General features: G+C 47.2%; 20 protein-coding genes. 12 read left to right on the top strand and 8 right to left on the bottom strand.

The features are described from left to right. Window positions 1-6 precede the first annotated feature (6 nt). Complete coding sequence (locus VRK_RS06290; protein ID WP_059120584.1) at window positions 7-852, top strand: AraC family transcriptional regulator; 846 nt, start codon at window positions 7-9, stop codon at window positions 850-852. 36 nt (window positions 853-888) lie between these two features. On the opposite strand, the gene VRK_RS06285 is transcribed toward VRK_RS06290, so the two are convergent. Genes VRK_RS06285 through VRK_RS06275 form a run of 3 tightly spaced genes read right to left on the bottom strand, consistent with a single transcriptional unit; the run spans window position 889 to window position 4,810 of the window. After that, window positions 889-2,289 (bottom strand): APC family permease, encoded by a 1,401-nt coding sequence (locus tag VRK_RS06285; protein WP_059120583.1) that lies wholly within the window; start codon window positions 2,287-2,289, stop codon window positions 889-891. 37 nt (window positions 2,290-2,326) lie between these two features. Beyond that, window positions 2,327-3,619 (bottom strand): NAD(P)/FAD-dependent oxidoreductase, encoded by a 1,293-nt coding sequence (locus tag VRK_RS06280; protein WP_059120582.1) that lies wholly within the window; start codon window positions 3,617-3,619, stop codon window positions 2,327-2,329. A 51-nt stretch (window positions 3,620-3,670) separates the two neighbouring features. Further along, the gene (locus tag VRK_RS06275; protein WP_059120581.1) at window positions 3,671-4,810 is read right to left on the bottom strand and encodes a tyramine oxidase subunit B; all 1,140 of its coding nucleotides are present in this window, start codon (window positions 4,808-4,810) and stop codon (window positions 3,671-3,673) included. Between the two features lie 250 nt (window positions 4,811-5,060). Between VRK_RS06275 and VRK_RS06270 the strand changes: the two genes are divergently transcribed. After that, window positions 5,061-5,909 (top strand): helix-turn-helix domain-containing protein, encoded by an 849-nt coding sequence (locus VRK_RS06270; protein ID WP_059120580.1) that lies wholly within the window; start codon window positions 5,061-5,063, stop codon window positions 5,907-5,909. Window positions 5,910-6,059: 150 nt separating this feature from the next. Here the strand turns inward: VRK_RS06270 and VRK_RS06265 are convergent, their stop codons facing one another. From VRK_RS06265 to VRK_RS06255, 3 genes are read right to left on the bottom strand one after another with little or no spacing between them, the layout of a single operon-like run. Beyond that, window positions 6,060-7,316: a PTS ascorbate transporter subunit IIC gene (locus VRK_RS06265; protein ID WP_059120579.1), complete on the bottom strand. Its 1,257-nt coding sequence runs from the start codon at window positions 7,314-7,316 to the stop codon at window positions 6,060-6,062. A 12-nt stretch (window positions 7,317-7,328) separates the two neighbouring features. Next, window positions 7,329-7,616, bottom strand: a complete 288-nt coding sequence (locus VRK_RS06260) for a PTS sugar transporter subunit IIB (RefSeq protein ID WP_059120578.1) — start codon at window positions 7,614-7,616, stop codon at window positions 7,329-7,331. 41 nt (window positions 7,617-7,657) lie between these two features. After that, window positions 7,658-8,101, bottom strand: coding sequence for a PTS sugar transporter subunit IIA (locus tag VRK_RS06255; protein ID WP_059120577.1), 444 nt, complete (start codon window positions 8,099-8,101; stop codon window positions 7,658-7,660). 248 nt (window positions 8,102-8,349) lie between these two features. On the opposite strand from VRK_RS06255, the gene VRK_RS06250 reads away from it, so the two are divergent. The 8 genes from VRK_RS06250 to VRK_RS06210 all read left to right on the top strand — a co-directional run bounded on the left by VRK_RS06250 (window position 8,350) and on the right by VRK_RS06210 (window position 15,379). After that, window positions 8,350-9,375: a LacI family DNA-binding transcriptional regulator gene (locus tag VRK_RS06250; RefSeq protein ID WP_059120576.1), complete on the top strand. Its 1,026-nt coding sequence runs from the start codon at window positions 8,350-8,352 to the stop codon at window positions 9,373-9,375. A 481-nt stretch (window positions 9,376-9,856) separates the two neighbouring features. Beyond that, on the top strand, window positions 9,857-10,711 hold the full coding sequence (locus VRK_RS06240) for a transporter substrate-binding domain-containing protein (RefSeq protein WP_059120574.1): 855 nt from the start codon (window positions 9,857-9,859) through the stop codon (window positions 10,709-10,711). Window positions 10,712-10,726: 15 nt separating this feature from the next. Continuing rightward, window positions 10,727-11,455 carry an amino acid ABC transporter permease gene (locus VRK_RS06235; protein ID WP_082671328.1) on the top strand — a complete coding sequence of 243 codons (729 nt, stop codon included), beginning with the start codon at window positions 10,727-10,729 and terminating at the stop codon, window positions 11,453-11,455. Further along, entirely contained in the window at window positions 11,452-12,114 is a 663-nt protein-coding gene (locus tag VRK_RS06230; RefSeq protein ID WP_197413065.1) for an amino acid ABC transporter permease, read from the top strand. The genes VRK_RS06235 and VRK_RS06230 overlap by 4 nt, the downstream gene beginning before the upstream one ends. A 24-nt stretch (window positions 12,115-12,138) precedes the next feature. Next, entirely contained in the window at window positions 12,139-12,912 is a 774-nt protein-coding gene (locus tag VRK_RS06225; protein WP_059120573.1) for an amino acid ABC transporter ATP-binding protein, read from the top strand. Window positions 12,913-12,934: 22 nt separating this feature from the next. Beyond that, window positions 12,935-13,318 carry a RidA family protein gene (locus tag VRK_RS06220; RefSeq protein ID WP_059122677.1) on the top strand — a complete coding sequence of 128 codons (384 nt, stop codon included), beginning with the start codon at window positions 12,935-12,937 and terminating at the stop codon, window positions 13,316-13,318. 54 nt (window positions 13,319-13,372) lie between these two features. Further along, on the top strand, window positions 13,373-14,122 hold the full coding sequence (locus VRK_RS06215) for an IclR family transcriptional regulator (protein ID WP_197413064.1): 750 nt from the start codon (window positions 13,373-13,375) through the stop codon (window positions 14,120-14,122). Between the two features lie 42 nt (window positions 14,123-14,164). Then, window positions 14,165-15,379 carry an amino acid deaminase gene (locus VRK_RS06210; RefSeq protein ID WP_231735745.1) on the top strand — a complete coding sequence of 405 codons (1,215 nt, stop codon included), beginning with the start codon at window positions 14,165-14,167 and terminating at the stop codon, window positions 15,377-15,379. A gap of 168 nt (window positions 15,380-15,547) precedes the next feature. Here VRK_RS06210 and VRK_RS06205 read toward each other — a convergent pair whose 3' ends face one another. Further along, window positions 15,548-16,321, bottom strand: coding sequence for a 2,3-dihydro-2,3-dihydroxybenzoate dehydrogenase (locus tag VRK_RS06205; protein ID WP_059122676.1), 774 nt, complete (start codon window positions 16,319-16,321; stop codon window positions 15,548-15,550). Window positions 16,322-16,485: 164 nt separating this feature from the next. On the opposite strand from VRK_RS06205, the gene VRK_RS06200 reads away from it, so the two are divergent. Together VRK_RS06200 and VRK_RS06195 are read left to right on the top strand one after the other, a co-directional pair. Further along, window positions 16,486-17,667 (top strand): isochorismate synthase, encoded by a 1,182-nt coding sequence (locus VRK_RS06200; RefSeq protein ID WP_059120570.1) that lies wholly within the window; start codon window positions 16,486-16,488, stop codon window positions 17,665-17,667. Between the two features lie 10 nt (window positions 17,668-17,677). Further along, on the top strand, window positions 17,678-19,297 hold the full coding sequence (locus tag VRK_RS06195) for a (2,3-dihydroxybenzoyl)adenylate synthase (RefSeq protein WP_059120569.1): 1,620 nt from the start codon (window positions 17,678-17,680) through the stop codon (window positions 19,295-19,297). A 116-nt stretch (window positions 19,298-19,413) separates the two neighbouring features. Here the strand turns inward: VRK_RS06195 and VRK_RS06190 are convergent, their stop codons facing one another. Next, entirely contained in the window at window positions 19,414-20,298 is an 885-nt protein-coding gene (locus tag VRK_RS06190) for an isochorismatase (RefSeq protein ID WP_059120568.1), read from the bottom strand. Window positions 20,299-20,381: the final 83 nt, after the last annotated feature.

The following is a 20,381-nucleotide window of genomic DNA, read 5'->3' as shown; positions in this document are numbered from 1 at the left end:
CTGAAAATGCCAAACAATGTTCCTGAAGCGACATTACTGCCACCAAGTCAGTTTGCTTATACCATCGATCCGTCTCGCCCGGTGCTCACAAACAGCCGCAGTATGTTGGCAGAAACCCGGATGACGCCCCATGCACACCCCAGAGGTCAGCTGTTGTGGGCCGCCCAAGGCATCGTCAAAGTGACCAGTGATGAGGCGATTTGGATCGTACCGTCTACCCATGCCGTTTGGATCCCGAGTGGCGTGATGCATCAGGTTCAGGCAGAAACATTGACCCAAATGCGTAACTTATATGTTGATCCGTCATTTCCGATTCGGGCGCACCAACAAGGTATCGCGATGCTGAAAATGACGCCGTTAATTCGTGAATTAATTCTGCGACTGGTTGAAGGAAACACGGTGTTATCAGAGGGGCCGCTCAGAAGACTCGGACTGGTTTTAATTGACGAGATCGCCACCCTCGATGAGCTGAAAGTCTATTTACCGGCGGGCAAAGATCCGAGATTAAACCGGCTCATCACCCAGCTTATCAATGAACCATTACACAATACCTTGCCAGAACATAATCCGACGCTGAAACAACGTGCAGCGCGGGTCGGCGCCAGTGTCCGTACCATTGAACGGCTGTTTAAAGCAGAAACGGGGATGACTTATCGGCAATGGTGTAGCAGACACCGGTTGATCAGTACACTGGAGATTTTAAGGCAAGGAGAAAGCACGAATCATGTCGCCTATGAACTCGGCTACAAAAGTGTGAGTAGTTTTATTAGTGCCTTTAAGGCTTTGTTCGGATGTACACCACAGGCATACGCAAAGCAAGAAAATCATCAGCTTCCCCCGCTTCTGCCTTAATATCCCTGTGGCGGTCATCCCGCCACAGGGCCAAGCTTAATCGACATCCGGCTCAAACAAGCCGCGTTTCATGTAAAATTTCACCCATAGTGCCGCAATCAGACTAATCACGAACAAAATACCACCGGTGATGGTGTACACCATTTGGGTCATGTTCGGATCCGGGGAATTATTCAATGCCACATACAGCATACTGACAATCCCGATGATCTGAGGCCACGGGTAGAACGGTGTCCGATAGGGGCGCTCTTGCTGCGGCAGCCGCCGACGCAACACAATCACATCAATATGCGCCACAATATAGGCCAATAGCCAACTGGTGGTGGCCGCAATCACCAACACAATCAGCGCATCAATCTCGAAGATAAAATAAGAGACCGCAGTACAGCCAGCGAGCATCACGATCGCAGCCCAGGGCGCATTGAAACGGTTGATTGCTTTTAATTGTGGAAAAGCCTGCTTCTGCATTGCCATCCCGTGCAGCATTTTCGGCACCGAGGCCAGTACGGTGTTGATGGTACTACAGGTGGCAGCGAGCGCCATCACGGTTGCAATCACTAACCCACTTTGGCCGAAAACGGCACTGACGTAATCCAGATACGGCAAAGGCGATCCAACCAGTGTATCCGTGCCTAAATAAAGGCTGGCACCATATGCAAATGCTAAAAAGATCAAGAAGATAAATAACAGTGACAAATGCATCGCCCGGGGAATGTTCTTACGCGGCTGTTTAACGTCGTTGACCATCGGGCAGATAAATTCAACCCCGACCATCATCCACATTGCTAAAGCGATCAAACCGATAAAACTACCGTCCCACACCCCGCTGAAACTCCAGTCAACAGCTTTACCGGCTAAATCCGGATGCGGCTGACTCAGGCCGGTAATCGCGGTCAGACCAACCAGAATCAAGGCACTGACCAGCACAAATGCCAGAATATTCTGCACGCGGGCAAATACATCAGCGCCAACCAGATTGGTCATAGTGAGCGCCACTAAAATCAGTAATGGCACCACCTTATCCGGCAGCATCCCCGGAAACAGCTGCGCTAGCATCGCATCCACCAGAAACATTTCCACCGGGATTGCCAGAATGGCAACCACGACATAACCGGCAAACACCGCGACAATCGCCGGGAAGTGACCTATCGCTTTTTGCGTATAGGTGGCTAAGGTACCCTCTTGCGGAAACATCAGGGACAGTTCGGCAAAACTCATAGCATTAAACTGGGAGAGCGCTAATGCGGCAACCATGGCTGTGATGAACGACATACCGCCCATCCCGATCCCTTGCGTTGCAGAAATCATTGCCCCCTGCACGATCACCAGACCGATACAGACGGCCATCATCGTCGGCAAGCGCATTTTTAACGACGGGCGGGTTGTCATCGACAGCCCCGCAGTTTCCATACTTTGTACATGGGTGTGATTGCTCATGTGAAATCCCTCTCATGAATAAAAACAACGTCCTTATTTAAAACCGCTCAAACCGATATGGTTTCGGATCGACTATCGGTGTCACATCCGACACTAAATCTGCGGCAAGCTGTCCTGCTGCCGGGCCGGTACCAAATCCGTGACCGGAGAAACCGGTTGCGATGGTCAGGCCGGGAATAGCACCGATGTGATCAATCACCGGTAATGAATCCGGCGTCACATCAATCAGCCCGGCCCAGCTTTCATCAATCCCTATCCCTGCAAACATCGGCCAAGCCTTGGCAAGATTGGTCAGCGCTTCTTGGTTAATCCCCTCATTTACGGATGGATTGAGAGTACGAATCCGTTCGAACGGAGAAACATCGCTCGCCTTCCAGCGTCGGGGTAAGGTCAGATCCCGCAGAAAATGACGTCCGAGCGACACGCGCATATAACTGCGCTGCGCCCGTAACTGTGCCAGATAACGCATCCCGATCAGCAGATGATCCAGCGTCAGCGGTGCATCCAGCGCACCACGCTGCGTAATGACAAATCCACCGTCTGAATGTCGGCGAAAAGAAAAGTCCGGCGCGGCAAAGGCAATATCCGTCGGCCCTTGGGTCGCTTTTGTGCGCAACACGGAACAGATAATCGGCAATGTCGGAAACGACACACCGTGATTGCCTAAGAAACGTCGTGACCATGCACCGCTGGCAAGCAGCACTTGGGAACAGCGAATCTCACCTTGCTCGGTGACGACCCCGCTGATCTTTCCGCCGGCAGTAGACAGTGTCCGGACGGCACAGTTCTGAACCATCACCGCCCCTTTTTCAATCGCTCGCTGGGCGATGGCACTGGTCGCAAGTGCGGGTTCAGCAAATCCGTCGGAAGGGGTATATAGCCCACCAACCCATTTTTCAGTGCCGCCGGGAGCCAACTGATCAATCTGCTGTGGGCTCAGGAGTTGCGAATCCAGTTGCAACGACTCAACGGATTGATGCCACCCTTGGTACATCGCCATCTGTTGTTCATTGCGTGCAGCAAAAATAATCCCGGACTGCTGATAGCCGACGGAACGCTCAAGACGCACCGGCATCTCAGCCCAGAGTCGATCTGCGGCCTGTGCCAGCGGGACATCTTCAGCATGACGGTTGGTTTTACGGATCCAGCCGAGGTTACGGGATGACTGCTCAGCGCCGATTTGTCCTTTTTCCAGCAAGACGACCGGAATATTGCGCTCAGCCAGTGTCAACGCTGCACTGACACCGATAATGCCACCCCCGATAATCACCACTTGCGTGGATGCGGGGAGTTGGTCTTGTGTATTGACAGGTTCTAATCTCTGTGTCATCGCTTTATCCTTGGGGAAATGGATGGGTTTCAGACGGACTAACCATTCAGCTCAACTCAGCACTGGCTCGTCCCAAAGATTCAGTTTGACGCCGATGCCCTGCGCGAGTGCATTACGGTAAATCACCGTCGCCCACGCCACATCTTCGACCGGTAAACCACCGACAGACATAATGATGATCTCTTCATCGTTCTGGCGGCCGGGTGCTTCACCGGAGACTATCTCACCGATATCTTCCAGTTGATCGAGAGTAATTTTGCCTTCGGCAATCATGTCCATAAAACGTACGCCGATGACCGGAATATGATGATGAGCGGGCTTGGGCACTTCTTCGTACCAAGCTTGATACAGGCCGGTATTATCGAGCACTTTGCGCACGTCATCCCGTTCCATCTCTTCGTCAAGGCGACAATAGGCAGGCATCGCCAGAAAAGCGCCCGGTTTGACCCATTCACGTTTGACGATCGGATAGGTTGAGGGGTCTCCGGTCTCGCCGGAATTGCAGTATGTGACAATATCGGAGCCCCGCACCACTTCTTCCAGTGAATCGACAATCTCGATTGTGGTGATCTGCGGATAAGTCGCTGCCACCCAAGTGAGGAAGCTATCGAGACTTTGCTGCCCGCGGCCTTTGACTTTAATGGTATCAATCTGAGGACAGGCGGTGATAAACGCTGCTACCGCAGTTTTGCCCATCACACCGGGGCCAAGCAGACCGATGACTTTCGAATCCGGACGCGCCAGATAACGGGCGCCCACTCCCGGTACAGCACCGGTACGATAAGCCGATAACAGGTTGGCGGACATATAGGCCAGTGGCGCACCGGTTTCAATATCATTGAGGATAAACATCAAGATGGAACGGGGCAGGCCTTTCTCGCGGTTGGCAATGTTAGAGCCATACCATTTGACACCACACGTCTGGAAACTTCCGCCGAGATAAGCCGGCATTGCCATCAAACGGCGATCAGCGGTCGGTTTCGGCATGGTCGGAAAAGGCGACTCTTCCGGAAAAATGACCATGGCACCATGAGAATCATTATTCGCGCCGGCCATGCGATAATCACCCTGCCACAGCAGGGCAAACATTGCTTCCATGGTATCGACACAGCTTGGCATATCAGTTACACCTGCTTTGAGCATGTCTTGCTCCGACAGGTAAATAAAATCGATTTTGGTACGTTCTGACATCACATCACCTCAAAAAATAGGGGGTAAAATGGGTATGCCGTGTTCCGAGTCACCGCAGTGTCAGTCATCGACCTTCCCTGGCGAATCACATCAGATGAACAACGGATAGCTTGGATATTAGAGAACCCACTCAGCAGCGTATTGAATTTTTGCGACATGACACGAATATTGATAAAAGCCCCAATATTGGCACCACGTTTGCTTTCTCACCCTATCCGGATGGGGTTATCCCGAAAAAGCAGGTGTCATTATGTCCAACGCTTCGATTGTCAGTCGTGTGGCAGGCATTCACGCCAAACAGCCTTGGTTTGTCCTGAGTGCCGCTCAGGATTTTTCGCTTTGTTCCTCGGAAATTCCGGAGGTGTCTCACTTCTATAGCTTTGAAGCTGACTCGTCCGCATCACTAACACTCGCGATCCCTGACGGCTGTATCGACATCCTGTTCGATTGTGATGCCAACGCCCCGGCCGCCTATGTTTGCGGGACAACACTCGAAGCAACCCGGGCCAATTTTGTCCACCAACATCGGTATTTCGGAGTGCGATTCTTACCGGGCGTGATCCCTGATTTTCTCGATGCGTCAGCAAGAGAAATGGTGAATCATTTACTGTATTTACCTGATGTGGTGCCAACGTGTCATGCGCTGTTCGAACAAGTGGTCAGTGCGTCAACGTTTGTCAGGCAAGTGTCCCTGACGCAGCAGTTTATCAAGGATAAGTTTTTGATCAGTCAGCGAAAACGTCGTTTTTCTCCGCTCACGGCGCAAGCAATTCAGCACATTTTCGATCACAAGGGGAATATTCAGATCAAGCAATTAGAGGCAATGACCGGCTACACCAGCCGCACATTGCAACGCCAGTTCCTCAGTGATCTGGGGCTGTCGCCCAAAGCGTTCAGCCGGATCATCCGCTGCCAGTCTGCGGTGTATCATATCAACCACCACCGGCAGGTGGTGTTTTCCGACTTAGCCTATGGACTGGGATTCAGTGATCAGGCTCACTTTCTCAGAGAATTCAAGCGGTTGGTCAGTGCGACGCCCCTCGATTACCAGAAGCGGGTCAAACATGAGACTTATCTGAGCCGGATTCGCTACAACTGACCTCATTTTGTGCATTTTTGCACCAAGACAGTACAGTCATCCGGTAGATTGAGAAAAGCGTCGTACTTTATTCACCACGAGCAACCGATGACGGGACAGTGAAATGCAGAAAAGGTCTCGCAAGCGAGACCTTTATTTTTCAAACATCGATTAACGCACAATCAATCCCAGCAGAATCCCGATAGCACCAAAGTCCGAATCACTGAACGTGGTATTGGCAAACCCTAAATCGCCCAATACCGGTAATAAGAATACCGGCAAGAATGTGATCAGCAGCCCTTGGGCGAAAGCGCCTAAGATCGCACCGCGTCGCCCGCCGGTTGCGTTGCCGAACACACCGGCAGCAGCGCCGACGAAAAAGTGAGGCACCACCCCGGGAATAATGATGGTTAAATTCATCATATAAAGCAGCAACATCCCGACTAAACCTGCGGCAAAACTCGACAGGAAACCGACCAATACTGCGTTCGGCGCATACGGAAAGACCACCGGACAATCCAGTGCAGGTTTGGCATTGGGCACCAGTTTATCGGATATACCTTTAAACGCCGGGACGATTTCAGCGATAATCATCCGTACCCCTTGTAGGATGACATACACCCCACCGGCAAAAGTAATTGACTGGATTAAGGCAAACATAAACCAGTGCTTACCGCCGCTAACCTCACGGACATAATCGCCACCGGCGAATAGGCAGGTAATGATAAAAATAATGCCCATGGTGAATGAGATCGCAACGGGTGTATCGCGCAGGAACAATAAGCTTTTAGGCACATTCATATCTTCTGTTGAATGTGCTTTATTACCCAGTTTACTGCCGATAAATCCGGCGAGAACATAAGACAGAGTTGAAAAGTGACCAATCGCGACATCATCCGAGCCGGTTACCTGTTTCATGTAGCGGTGAGCAATGGCAGGGAAGAACACCATCACGCAACCGACCACAATCGATCCCAAAGCAATCAGCGGTACACCTTTCATCCCACTGGTCGCAAGAATCGCGGCCACCATCATCGACATAAACAGCGTGTGGTGCCCGGTTAAAAAGATAAACTTCCACGGTGTAAAACGGGCAATCAAAATATTCACCAGCATCGCAAAGAACATGATCATCGCCATTTCACGGCCAAATGATTTTTGCGCAATCGAAACAATGGCTTCGTTATTGGGGACGACGCCGGTAATCCCAAAAGCATGCTGAAAAATGGTCGCAAAGTCACCGAGCGAGCCGACGACCAGACCGGCCCCTGCCCCCAAAATAATAAACCCCAGTATGGTTTTTACCGTGCCTTTGATACATTCCGTCACCGATTTTTTCTGTGCGATCAGCCCGATCAGAGCGATAAAACCAACCAGCACGGAGGGTTCGGACAGCACATCATTCATTAAGAAATTAAAGAACTCCATCGCTGCTCCTCCTTACAGATAACCAAGCTCTTGCAGAGCCACCGATAAACGCGCTTTCATCGCCGCTTTATCTACCATGTTATCCAGCGCGACAATCCGAGGTTTTACCGCCAGCATATTTAACTGCTCGGCGATATCATTGGTTGCGACGAAGATGTCACAATCGGTTCCTTTAGCTGAACCGAGATCAACGTGATCAACGCTTGCCTCAATATTGAGCTCTTTCACAATACTTTTAATGCTCATTTCCATCATCAGGCTGGTGCCAAGACCATTGCCGCATACAACGATAATTTTCATCATTCAAACCTTTATTTTTAGGGGGTGTAAGGAGATAAAATTTAATATTGATCAATCACCGCGAGCACATCATCTTTGCTGTTCGCATTGCAAATTTGTTGTACATGCGCTTCATTCATAAATAGTTCAGCCAATTGCGCAATCGCTTCAATATGGCTGTTACTGTCTGTCGCCGCTAAGGTCACCAGCATTTTGATCGGGTCATTTTCTTCGGTATTAAAATTCACACCGTGTCGAATCACCGTTATCGCCAGCGCCATACGGTTGACGCCATCTTCCGGACGCGCATGGGGCATCGCCATTCCCGGACCAACCACATAATAAGGCCCGATCGATTCATGCGAGCGACAAATGGCATCGACATAGCCGGGTTCTATCGCATGGTTCTCAATCAGAGCCGCACACGATTTTTCAATCGCATCTTTCCAGTCGGTCGCATCAGAATATATGCGCACCACATCAGGGGTTATCAGTTCACGTAGCATGGTTTTTCCAACTTTGTTGTGTGGTTTAGTGACACTTTACCGAACAACATGCCAGAAAAATCTTAAACAGATCACAAATGATAGCGCTATCTGGTAGCGCTATCATTTGTGTGATGCATGTAGTATTTTGCTCATCCCTTATGGTTTAATCAATTAAACCAAGGTGCTGATACGTTACTATCGAACCGATGACCAACAGGCTGTGGTAAAATCTCAGCGTAGAAAATCTATCACGTAAAATTGGAAAGATGAGCAGACCCCGTAAACGAAGAAGTACCGGTAGCGTCACGTTGGCTGATGTCGCCCAAAAAGCAGGTGTCGGCACCATGACGGTGTCGCGAGCATTAAGAACGCCGGATTTAGTCTCTGATCATCTCAGAGAAAAAATTCAGCAAGTTGTTGATGAGCTGGGTTATATCCCCAATAAAGCTGCGGGAGCACTGGCCTCAGCACAAAGTCACTCCATCGCACTGGTTATTCCGTCACTGTTTGAAAAAGCTTGTGCGGTTTTCCTGCCCAAATTTCAACATGCCCTCAATAAAGCGGGCTATCAGTTGTTGATTGGCTACAGTGATTACTCAGTCACTCAGGAAGAAAATCTGGTCTCCACGTTTTTAGAAAGCCGTCCGGCAGGAGTCGTACTATTCGGACAGGAACATACCAAACGAACCCACCAGCTCCTGAAATCAACCAATACTATTGTGTTAGAAATCGCGGAGCAGCGCTCTAAAGAGGACTACTTAAACATCGGCTTTGATTACTTCGAAGTGGGGAAAACGTGTACTAAACATCTGATTGAACAAGGCTTTAGGAATATTGGCTTCATCGGTGCACGCGGTGACCATTTTACCCTGCAACATCAGCTACATGGCTGGCAAAGTGCAATGATCGAGAGCTACTTAACCCCTGACCATTTCTTAACCACACCGGATGCCCCCTCTTCTCAATTGGGTGCTGAAGGGCTCGCGAAACTGCTGTTACGGGATTCCGTCTTGGATGCATTAGTATGCAGTCATGAAGATATCGCCATCGGGGCGCTATTTGAGTGTCACCGCAGAGTGCTGAAAGTACCGAAAGATATGGCCATTATGTGTCTGGAAGGTTCAGCCATGGGAGAGCACGCCTACCCCAGCCTGACCTGTGCGGAATTTGACTATGAAACAATGGGAACCAAAGCCGCTGAAAAGCTGATACAAGCGATAAAAGGTGGCTTATTTGAATCATCAACCACTCTAAAATATAAACTCAAACGAAGAGCCAGTACAGCGGGCTGACAGAAGTGACGCAACTCGATTGGCAAACAACACGGTGACCAACGCATCGGGATCGCAATCCCTGTTTTTTACTTCAGCATCCTGATGCGTTCAACCGCCCCTCAACAATTGATCAGCAATTCATCAAGAATGCTTCAACATCAATTTAATTATCTTCTTTATTAATCAGTTAAACCTTCAACAGAAAATAGATAAACCAATTTATCACCAATCTTGTGCAAAAAAGCCAACAAATGCACCAACTTGGATTCAGAATAAATAGCTATTATATAAATAATAACCAGCTTATTTATTGGGATTTCAACTATAAATTCAGCACAAATACAACTATTAATAAAAATATTAAGAGCTACATATTGATTAAAATTTGAACTGTTGACAGATATTTGGAGTAACCGCATACTGAAAATATATTCCAGTATAAAGATATCAATTCCATTATACCGGAATAAATGGAGAGTACAACAACAAGGAATCAGTGATGAGATTAATTACGAAGAGTCAATGCAGTAAATATTTATTGGGTTCATTCGCGCTGTTGCCACTACTTATTTCGGCAACCAGTCATGCTGAAGATAAACTACAGGAAGTGTTGAATCGCGGATATTTAATTGTCGGTACCGGAAGCACCAATGCACCCTGGCACTTTAAAGATAAAAACAATAATTTAGTCGGCTTTGATATCGATATGGCAAAGCTGGTCGCCAAGGGACTATTTGATGATGAAACGAAGATTAAATTTGTTGATCAGTCCGGTGATGCCCGCATCCCTAATTTGGTCACAAATAAAGTCGATCTGAGCTGTCAGTTTATGACCGTTACCCCAAGTCGGGCTCAACAGGTTGGCTTTACCATTCCCTATTACCGGGAAGGTGTCGGACTTTTATTAATGAATAAGAGTCAGTATGCCGACTATGATGCATTAAAAGATGCCGGAGATAATGTCGTCATCGCTGTGTTACAAAACGTTTATGCAGAAGAGATGGTCCATGCCGCGTTACCGAAAGCGAAAGTCGATCAATATGAGAGCGTTGCATTAATGTATCAGGCATTAAACTCAGGCCGGGCTGATGCAGCAGCCACCGATCAGTCTTCTCTTCGTTGGTATATGGTGCAAAATCCAGGTCGTTATAAGGACTCCGGTTATGCTTGGATGCCTCAAAGTTATTCTTGTGCCGTGAAAAAAGGCGATCAAGAGTGGCTGAACTTTGTGAATGTCGTATTCCATGAAGCGATGACAGGGGTGGATTTCGGCGCTTACGCACAATCATTTGAACAATGGTTTGGCGTTGAATTGCCAATGCCTAAAACCGGCTTCCCTGTTGAATATAAATAAACTGGATAGTTAGACATGGATTATGATTTCAATTTCAGTGTTGTATGGCGAAATTGGGACATATTAATATCGGGGCTAGGCTTAGGTCTGGGTCTAGCCTTTATTTCTATTTTAATTGGCTGCGTCATTGGAATTATATGCGCATTCATGATGTTATCAAAAAATAGAACGTTTAAATATGTCGCTTCTATTTATGTTACGATCATTCGTAACACGCCGATCTTAGTATTAATACTCTTTACCTATTTTGCGTTACCGCAGATGGGAATACGTCTCGGAAAAATAGAGTCATTTATCATCACACTTTCTATTTATGCCGGTGCTTACCTGACAGAAGTTTTCCGCTCAGGATTAACATCAATATCGAAAGGATTATATGAAGCAGGCTTGGCTATTGGATTAACACAATTTCAGATAAAGCGGATGATCCTGGTACCCATTATGATGCGAAATATATTACCCTCGCTGACTAATAATTTTATTTCTTTATTTAAGGATACATCTCTTGCTGCAGCAATTTCGATACCAGAGTTAACCTTTTATGCGAGAAAAATAAACGTTGAGAGTTTCAGGGTCATTGAGACATGGATGGTTGCCAGTGGCATCTATATTATTGCATGTTTTTTACTTGGATATACATTCAGGGCTTTAGAAAAGAAAATTGCCATTTCCAGAACCAAGCAAAGTAATTCAAGTATGACCGGTGTAATTGCAAGGTTCCTGCGTAAGGAGAATTGCTCATGATGGATCTATCCTATTTTTTACAGGAATTATGGAATGCAAGAAGCGCTATCTATCACGGGGTGATAGTAACGATTAGTATTTCTGCATTAGCGATCATCTTAGGTACGATGCTCGGTGTTATCGTCGGGCTGGCTCTTGAATATGGCACTTTACCGATAAAGTTCATGTTTCGTGTTTATATTGACATTATTCGTGGGACACCCGTATTTGTTTTAATACTCGCCATGTTTTATGTCCCTTCAGCAGTTGGCTTAAACTTAGATGCATTTCAGGCCGGGGTTGTCGCATTAACCATTTTTTGTAGTTCGCATATTGGCGAAATTGTCCGTGGCGCACTTGGCGCAATTCCTGTCGGACAAACAGAGGCAGCCAAAGCAATTGGATTAACTTTTTTCAAAACATTCATCTATGTTTTATTGCCTCAGGCACTGAGACAAATACTCCCGACTTGGGTGAACACCGCAGCTGAAATGGTTAAGGCCTCAACACTGTTATCAATTGTCGGGGTTTTAGAACTCATGCTTACGACTCAGCAAATTATTTCCAGAAATTTCATGAATATGGAGTTCTATCTATTCGCAGGATTTATTTACTTCTGTATTAATTTCGGAATAGAACAACTCGGCCGTTATGTAGAACGGAAAGTGACAATTAGCTGAATCATAATATTTAAGGAAGACATTATGACGGATAGAAAAAAGCTACTCAGTATTCGTGGCGTTCATAAATCATACGGAGATTTGGAAGTTTTAAAAGGCGTTGATCTTGAAGTCAACCAAGGCACAACGGTCTCGATTATCGGCTCTAGTGGTTCTGGTAAAACAACGTTATTACGGACGATCAACCTTCTGGAAGATTATCAGCAAGGGCAAATTATTTTAGATGGCCAAGATATGGGGTACTCCATAACGAACAGTAAGAGAGTCCGCCATTCAGAGTCTGAAATAGCGAAGCAACGCTCACATACAGGCATGGTATTTCAACATTTCAACTTATTTCCTCACATGACAGCCTTAGACAACGTCATGCTCGGACTCTTAAAAGTCAAAAAAATGAGCAAAAGTGAAGCGATTTCTATCGCAGAACACTGGCTGGATAAAGTGGGTATGTTGAGCCGAAAAGACCATTATCCCATTCAGCTATCCGGCGGACAGCAACAGCGCGTTGCGATTGCCCGGGCTGTGGCTATGAGCCCAAAGCTCATGCTGTTTGATGAAGTCACGTCTGCCCTTGATCCCGAGCTAGTCAATGAAGTTTTGAATGTCATGAAAGACTTAGCCAAAGATGGCATGACAATGGTACTTGTAACGCACGAAATGAAGTTTGCTTATGAAGTATCAGACAACGTTATTTTTATGAATAACGGACAAATAGAGGAACAGGGACATCCTCATGAGCTTTATCACCACCCTAAATCAAGCCGACTGGCTGAATTTTTGAAAAGTTCCCACTTTTAATTTTTATTGAGGAAATTTAATGATGACAATAAAACGATACGGTTGCGATGCGCGCGGTGCAGCAGGTAAACAACTTCCCTTCGCCAGTGCGACCGAAGCAGATGGCTGGTTATATGTTTCAGGACAAGTCGCCATGGAAAATGGTGAAGTGATCAATGGTGGTATTATCGACCAATCACATAAAGCGATTCAGAATATGCTGAAAATTCTGAAAGAAGCAGATTATGATGTCCAAGATATCGTCCGAATCGGTGTATGGCTTGACGATGCCAGAGATTTTTGGTCATTTAATGGTGTATTTACTGAATATTTTGGCGAATTCCCGGCAGCCAGAGCTTGCGTACAATCAAGCTTGATGGTTGATGCAAAAGTGGAAATCGATTGTGTCGCGTATAAGCAAAAATAGCTTACCTTGTGAATGGGATTTCCCCATTCACATCAATCATTATTGGAGGCCTTTGTGAGAGCCAGAGGGATAGAGCGAGCCTTTCAAATTTTGGAATTTCTTCGCAATCATGAAAAAGCGGTCAGGCCAATTGAAATAGCAAAGGCGTTGCAAGCACCGACCTCGTCTATTTATGAATTAATCAAAATTATGCTTGATATGGGAGTATTAGAAAACTTCCATAAAGACGGACGCGTTTTTTTGGGTAGACAACTGCATTTTTTAGGCGCGAGCTATTTAAAAAATTTCAGCTTAGCGAGTGAAGCCGAAACATATTTAGAACACCTATCGACGATGACCCGGGAAACAGCTCAGTTATGTATGCTTGACGGACACAAATACACGGTTGCAATGATGAAAGAAGGTGACCGTCCCTTCAGAATCAGCGCCAATATCGGTGAGAAAGTCGCAATTCCCTGGACAGCATCAGGCAGATTACTTTTGAACCATCTGAGTAATGAAGACATTTTGGCATTTATTGACCCTGATGACTTTATTCTGCCAGATGGCAAGCGCTTACCTGAAACGCAGTTTCTCCAAGAATGTAATCAGGCAAAAGAGGACGGTTTTTTTTCATTCAATAGTATCTCTGACACCTTCACCCGATGCTTTGCAGCTCCGGTATTTGATGAAAACCAAGTGCCTGTCGCAACATTATGTTTGATTGCCCCAAAAGAAGATGCGTTACAAAATTTTGATGACTATAAATCTGAACTGGTCAGCTGCGCATACAAACTGACACAGAAACTGAACGGAAGTAATTGAACAATCAAAACAGCAGTGATGACTGGCTCAAGGATGAATAAAATGAATGCTATATATTTGGAAAAAGGTCACGCCATTGGCAAAGACGCTAACATACTGAATGAAGATGTCAGCTTACCTGCGTTGGTTCTATATCAGGACAAAATCGCAAACAACATCCAGTGTATGAAAAATTTTAGCGAAAAATATGCAGTTCAGTTAGCCCCCCACGCAAAAACGACCATGACCCCCAAAATCCTCACAGCACAATTAGCTGCCGGGGCTTGGGGAATGACGGTCGCCAATCCGGTTCAGGCTCAAAGCGCTTTGAATGCGGGATGTCAGAATATTTTAATGGCGAACCAATTGGTTGGGAAAGCAAACATGTCGATTATCGCCGATATGCTTGAACATCACGATATCCAGTTTTATTGCGTTGTTGACTCCGTTGCAAACGTCCGCGCATTAGATCGATTTTTTACCGAAAGATCGCTGACGCTCAACGTCCTTATCGAGATCGGTGCAGATCACGGCCGTTGCGGTTGTCGAACTGAAGAGCAGGTCAAATCAGTCGTTCAAGCGCTCAACACCAGCACCTCACTACGTTTATCCGGGGTGGAATTTTATGAAGGTGTCATCCATGGTGATGATGAAATCACGCAAGTTCGCAATTTTATTCATTGGGTCGTGAAAATCTTCAAGTCTGATTTTTTCCAGTCATCCATTCACTCGGAAAACCCAATATTAACCGGTGCCGGTTCAGCCTGGTACGACATTGTTTGTGAGGTTTTCCAAGAAGCCGACCTTCATCCGAGCGTTCGCCGTATTATCCGGCCGGGATGTTACGTGATCCACGATATGGGTATATATGAAGATGCTCAGGCACAGGTTATGCTGCGAAATATGCACTGCCAAGCCAGTGATACCGCACTACAGTCTGCGATGGAGCTTTGGGCTTACGTTTTATCGATTCCTGAACCCGGTGTCGCCATTGTCGGATTTGGTAAGCGGGATGTTGCATTCGATGCCGGGCTGCCGACCCCGCTGACTTATTATCATGTCGGGGACAAAGCGCCGATAACCATTGAGTCAGGTACATGTGTTGTCAAAGATATCATGGATCAACATGCCTTCATGACTTTCAGCGTCGATTTACAAGTCGGAGATATGATTAGCTTTGGGACATCCCACCCTTGCTTAACCTTTGATAAATGGCGTGAAATCGCCGTCATTGATTCGAGTTTTAACATCATCGATCGCTACAAGACTTATTTTTAGCGTTTTAAAACTCATTGGGGTACTCACCCCAGACATTTAATTGCCCGATTTCAGCAATTACAGAGAAGCAATCACCACCGCCACCGGCGGTGGTTAATTATCAGCACTGCGCCTCTCTTTTCAGTGGATTAGTTATCGAGTTTCAGCGGATTAGCTATTAGTTACTAGTTAGTTATCGAGCGTTGCACCACCATCGACACGCAGATCATGCATGGTGATTTGGCGTGCCGCGTCAGACATCAGAAATAGCACGCTATTGGCGATATCAGCCGGTTCAGCCATCTTTCTCAGGGGAATGCCCAGACGATATTGCTCAAGGTTACCTGCTATCACTTGTGATTCACCATAGTTTTCATGCCATAGTTGGGTCTGCATCTCGGTTCGGGTCGATCCCGGGCTGATGATGTTGCAACGAATACCGTATTCCGCCAATTCTAATCCGCTGCACTTTACCAACATATGTAACGCGGATTTTGATGCGGCATAAGCACCAATGTTCAACCTCGGTGTGTTGGCTGCATTCGAACCAATCACCACAATATTCCCCGCTTTGCGGCGCTTCATTCCCTTGGCGACCTGTTGAATCATGGTCAAAGCCCCGAAGGTATTGATGTCAAACATTTGCTTGATCGTTTCAACAGACATTTCATGAACACTGCCGCTGCTGAGCACCCCGGCACAACTGACCAAATGATCGAAATGATATTCACTGCAAAGCTGCGCCACTTGCTGCGCCAACTGACTGTCGAGCAAGTCAATTGCGTAATAATCAAGCTGAGCAGCATATTGTTTTTTTACCGCATCCAGCTTTGTATCAAGCGCGTCGATGCAGCGATCGGTTGCAACAACCTTATACCCCTCAACCAGCAACCGTTCTAGGACGGCATACCCAATCCCCTGACTTGCTCCGGTCAGCAATACCGTTTGATGATTTTGATTCAACCCGACTTCTCCTGTTTTGATGTTCGCGACAATAATAATGATCACTCTTCAAATAAGATAAATTATCATTTGATATTGATAATTGTTCTCACTTATAATTCTACCAATATATTGCGTATGAAACAAATGGCAAATATTTGTCATCACATTTGAACGAGGTAATTATGAAACGCGAAGTTGTTGGCTTCTCCAGAATGGCTCAAGCGCTCTTGGATCAAGAGTTAGAGACAGCGCCTTTTTTCTTTGCATCTCCAAACAACTCAATGCTGGGTGTGGGGATTGAACAACAATTCAATCAGGCTATCCCATTTGCTCACCTTGCCGATCACGCGAAACAAATGCTTGAACAGGCGAAAACATCAGATAATGATAACCCGGTATTGTTTGCCACTGTTCCGTTCGATGAAAATACACCGACGAAATTTTTTATCCCGCAAAAACTGTATGTCTCAGGGAGTGCCAGAACGTGCAAAAATAATGCGCTTAGCTCAAACAAAGCAACGGTTATCTCTCCGCCGACCGGAGATGACTATAAACAAGGGGTATCAACTTTATTAAATCTGTTCAATACCACTGAGCTTTCTAAGGTTGTTCTGTCCCGATCCGTGCGTATTTCGACCGATCACAACATTGATCAGACGGCTCTGCTCAGAAACCTGCTTGCCATTAACGCCCGTGGCTACACCTTTGCTGCCGATATCGGCGGCAATGCCAAACTAATGGGGGCCAGCCCTGAGTTACTGTTAGCGAAAAAAGGCGGACACGTCGTATCAAACCCGCTTGCTGGCTCACGGCCTAAATCTGCCAGCGAGTCTGACAATCAACACTCATATTCCTCTTTACTCGATACCCAAAAAGACTTAAACGAACATAGCTTTGTCGTGGAAGAAGTCGAGAAAGTTTTGAGCCGTTACTGCCATAATCTCTTTACCCCGATGGTGCCTTCAGTGATCGAAACCGAAACCATGCTTCACCTATCGACTGTCCTTGAAGGAGAAGCGATTGACCCGGCCGTTAATTCGCTGCAAATCGCGGCTGAGCTTCATCCGACCCCGGCCGTTTGTGGTTTCCCGAGACAGTCTGCCTATCAAGCAATCAAACAGATCGAAACCTTTGAACGCGGCTACTTCAGCGGCATGATTGGCTGGTGTGATGCGCGTGGTAACGGGGAATGGGTGGTGACAATTCGTTGTGCCGAAGTCAGCCAGCGTGAAATGTGTATTTTTGCCGGTGCCGGAATCGTCAACGAGTCCTCTCCGCAAAGTGAACTGGAAGAAACCGGTGCGAAAATGGGAACTATCTTGAAAGCTGCCGGCATTCAGCTTGATGAACGACTCACCGCATAAGGGGCATGCCATGACTTCATCAACACCGTTAGATTTTACGCCCTGGCCCCCTGAATATGCGCAATACTATCGACAGCAAGGATATTGGCAAGACCGGACGCTGTTTGATTGCTTATCCGCAACCGCGGAGCAGTTCCCCGACGCCATTGCCCTGATCTGTCAGGATCAACAATATACCTATCAGCAACTTCGGTACAAAATAGCCCGGCTTTCAGCCGGCTTTGTCTCTTTAGGTTTGAAGGCTGGCGACAATGTTGTCCTGCAAATGGCCAATGAGGCAGAGTTTTATTTGTGTTTCTTCGCCTTAACCATGAAAGGGATCAAACCGGTGCTCGCACTGCCGGCTCACCGCCATATGGAATTAAGCTATTTCTGTCAGCACGCAGAAGCAAAAGCCTATATTTGCTCTGATCAGATCACTGGGTTCGATACCCAACAACAGGCCTTACAGCTACTGGAAAGTTGCCCGTCAATCAGACTGCTCATTACATCGGGCACAGCCTCTCATCGCGAGATAACACCGCTCAGCACACTCTATTCGGATGCGTGTTACCGGCAACACGGTCAGGCAACGGATGTGGCTTTTTATCAGTTATCCGGCGGCACCACCGGCACTTCAAAGTTGATCCCCAGAACGCATAATGATTACGTGTATAGTGTGATCGGCAGTATTGAGATTTGCCGGTTCAACCCGGAAACGAACTATCTGTGTGTGCTGCCTGCTGCTCATAACTTTCCGTTGAGCTCCCCGGGTGCACTGGGGGTATTTTTCTCCGGAGGCACTGTCATATTGGGTCAGGATTCATCACCCAAAGCGGCATTTGAATTAATTGAACGCCACAAAGTGACTGTATCGGCACTGGTGCCGCCGTTGGCCTTACTGTGGATGCAGTATGCCCCTTCCGCCAGCGAAGACATATCCAGCTTAGAACTGGTGCAGGTGGGCGGTGCCAAATTTAGCCAAAGCGCTGCACAACAGCTGCCGGAAAAACTGCACTGTCAGTTACAGCAAGTTTTCGGCATGGCTGAAGGTCTGGTCAATTACACCCGGCTGGATGATCCGCTTGACATCATCGTCTCGACTCAGGGACGACCGATCTCACCCGATGATGAAGTGCTGGTCGTCAATGAAGATGGTGAACCCGTCCCTTACGGTCAGGAGGGGAAACTGATGACACGCGGCCCCTACACAATTCGGGGCTACTACCGGGCTGCGGAACATAACCGACGCTCGTTCAATTCTGAGGGGTTTTACTCGACGGGTGATTTAGTCAAGCTGACACAAGATGGCAATCTCATTGTTACCGGACGCGATAAAGATCAGATCAACCGCGGTGGTGAAAAGATTGCCGCCGAAGAAGTCGAAAACGTCTTATTGCAGCACCCGGATGTACACGATGTCGCCTTAATTGCAGTACCGGATGAGTTTCTTGGAGAACGCAGTTGCGCGATTGTTGTGCTGGAGCAGGATAAAACGCTCAAGCCCATCGTGCTCAAACGTTTTTTACACGGCAAAGGGCTGGCTGAATATAAGATCCCCGATCAAATCCGGTTTATGGCCGTTTTACCCAAAACCCCGGTCGGTAAAATTAATAAGAAGCAGCTCAGAGAACAGTTCTCTACCGTTTAACTTGGCTGAGATATTAGCTGAAGAAAAGCGCGCGGCAGAAAGCAAGCACATTACCAGCAAGCGGGCTAAAAAAACCGATTTCATCTGAAATCGGTTTTTGCATCAATGGACATCGACTACGCGACTTGCTGAGTCTGGGCATTATCAATCAAGTGCCACCACTCTCTTAACGTCACTTTCTTCACGATTTCAGCAAACGCAATATTCACCCCGTGTTTGCGCCAGCCTTCAAATAAGCTCATAGCGCGAATGGAATCCAGACCAAGCAGCATCAAATTCTCATCCACATCGATATCTTCAATATCCAGATCTAAAATCGCCGCAACGTCTTTTTGCATCACCTCCAGATTGATTGCAGCGAAGGATTGAGCGCTCTGACTGATTTCTTCAATCACACGCTGAGCCGATTTGACGCTCCCGGCTCTGCCAGTCACATACGCAAGCGCATATTGGTGATCCGCCAATGAAAAATCGGCGACCGCATCTCCCACCACAAAAGGCTGAATATCGAGCATAAAGGCATCGAGCGCTGTGGAAAGAATCCCGATATGGGCATAAACCCCCACAATGATCAGCTGATCACGTCCCGTTTCATTCATCCACTCCAGCAGCGGTGTCTTTTTAAATGCACTATACCGCCACTTGGTGTAGGTAATATCGTTGTCTTGTGGTGCGACATCCGTGATGATGGCCGTGTCCTGAGTTAATCCGGTGCCCCAAAAATCGGTCAGCAGCGCCCGCTCCTGCGGATCTTGATTCGCGGGCTGAGCGGTATAAACCGTCGGCACCCCTGCCTCACCCGCAGCCTGTTTAATCGCCTGAATATGCTTGATCAGTTCGGGGATAGGCGCTTCTTTCTTATCAAAGAAATTAATGAAGTAATCCTGCATGTCGTGAATCAGCAGCACTGCTTTTTTTGCATCTAACTGCCAGTTGACCTTGTTATCCGGAAACGCATCATATGAGGGAATTTGATATGCGGCTATCTTGGGAATCGCCATTGTAATTATCCTTGTTGAGAAAAAGTGACGGATTGACTCACGTTTGTTCAAGACAGGTCGCTCAACAAAAAGTTGATAAACAG

This window comes from Vibrio sp. MEBiC08052 (assembly GCF_001506075.1).
In the GTDB taxonomy this organism is placed as follows: domain Bacteria; phylum Pseudomonadota; class Gammaproteobacteria; order Enterobacterales; family Vibrionaceae; genus Vibrio.
Note: the sequence above shows the minus strand (reverse complement) of the source record. Positions and strands in the feature narration are given on the sequence as shown.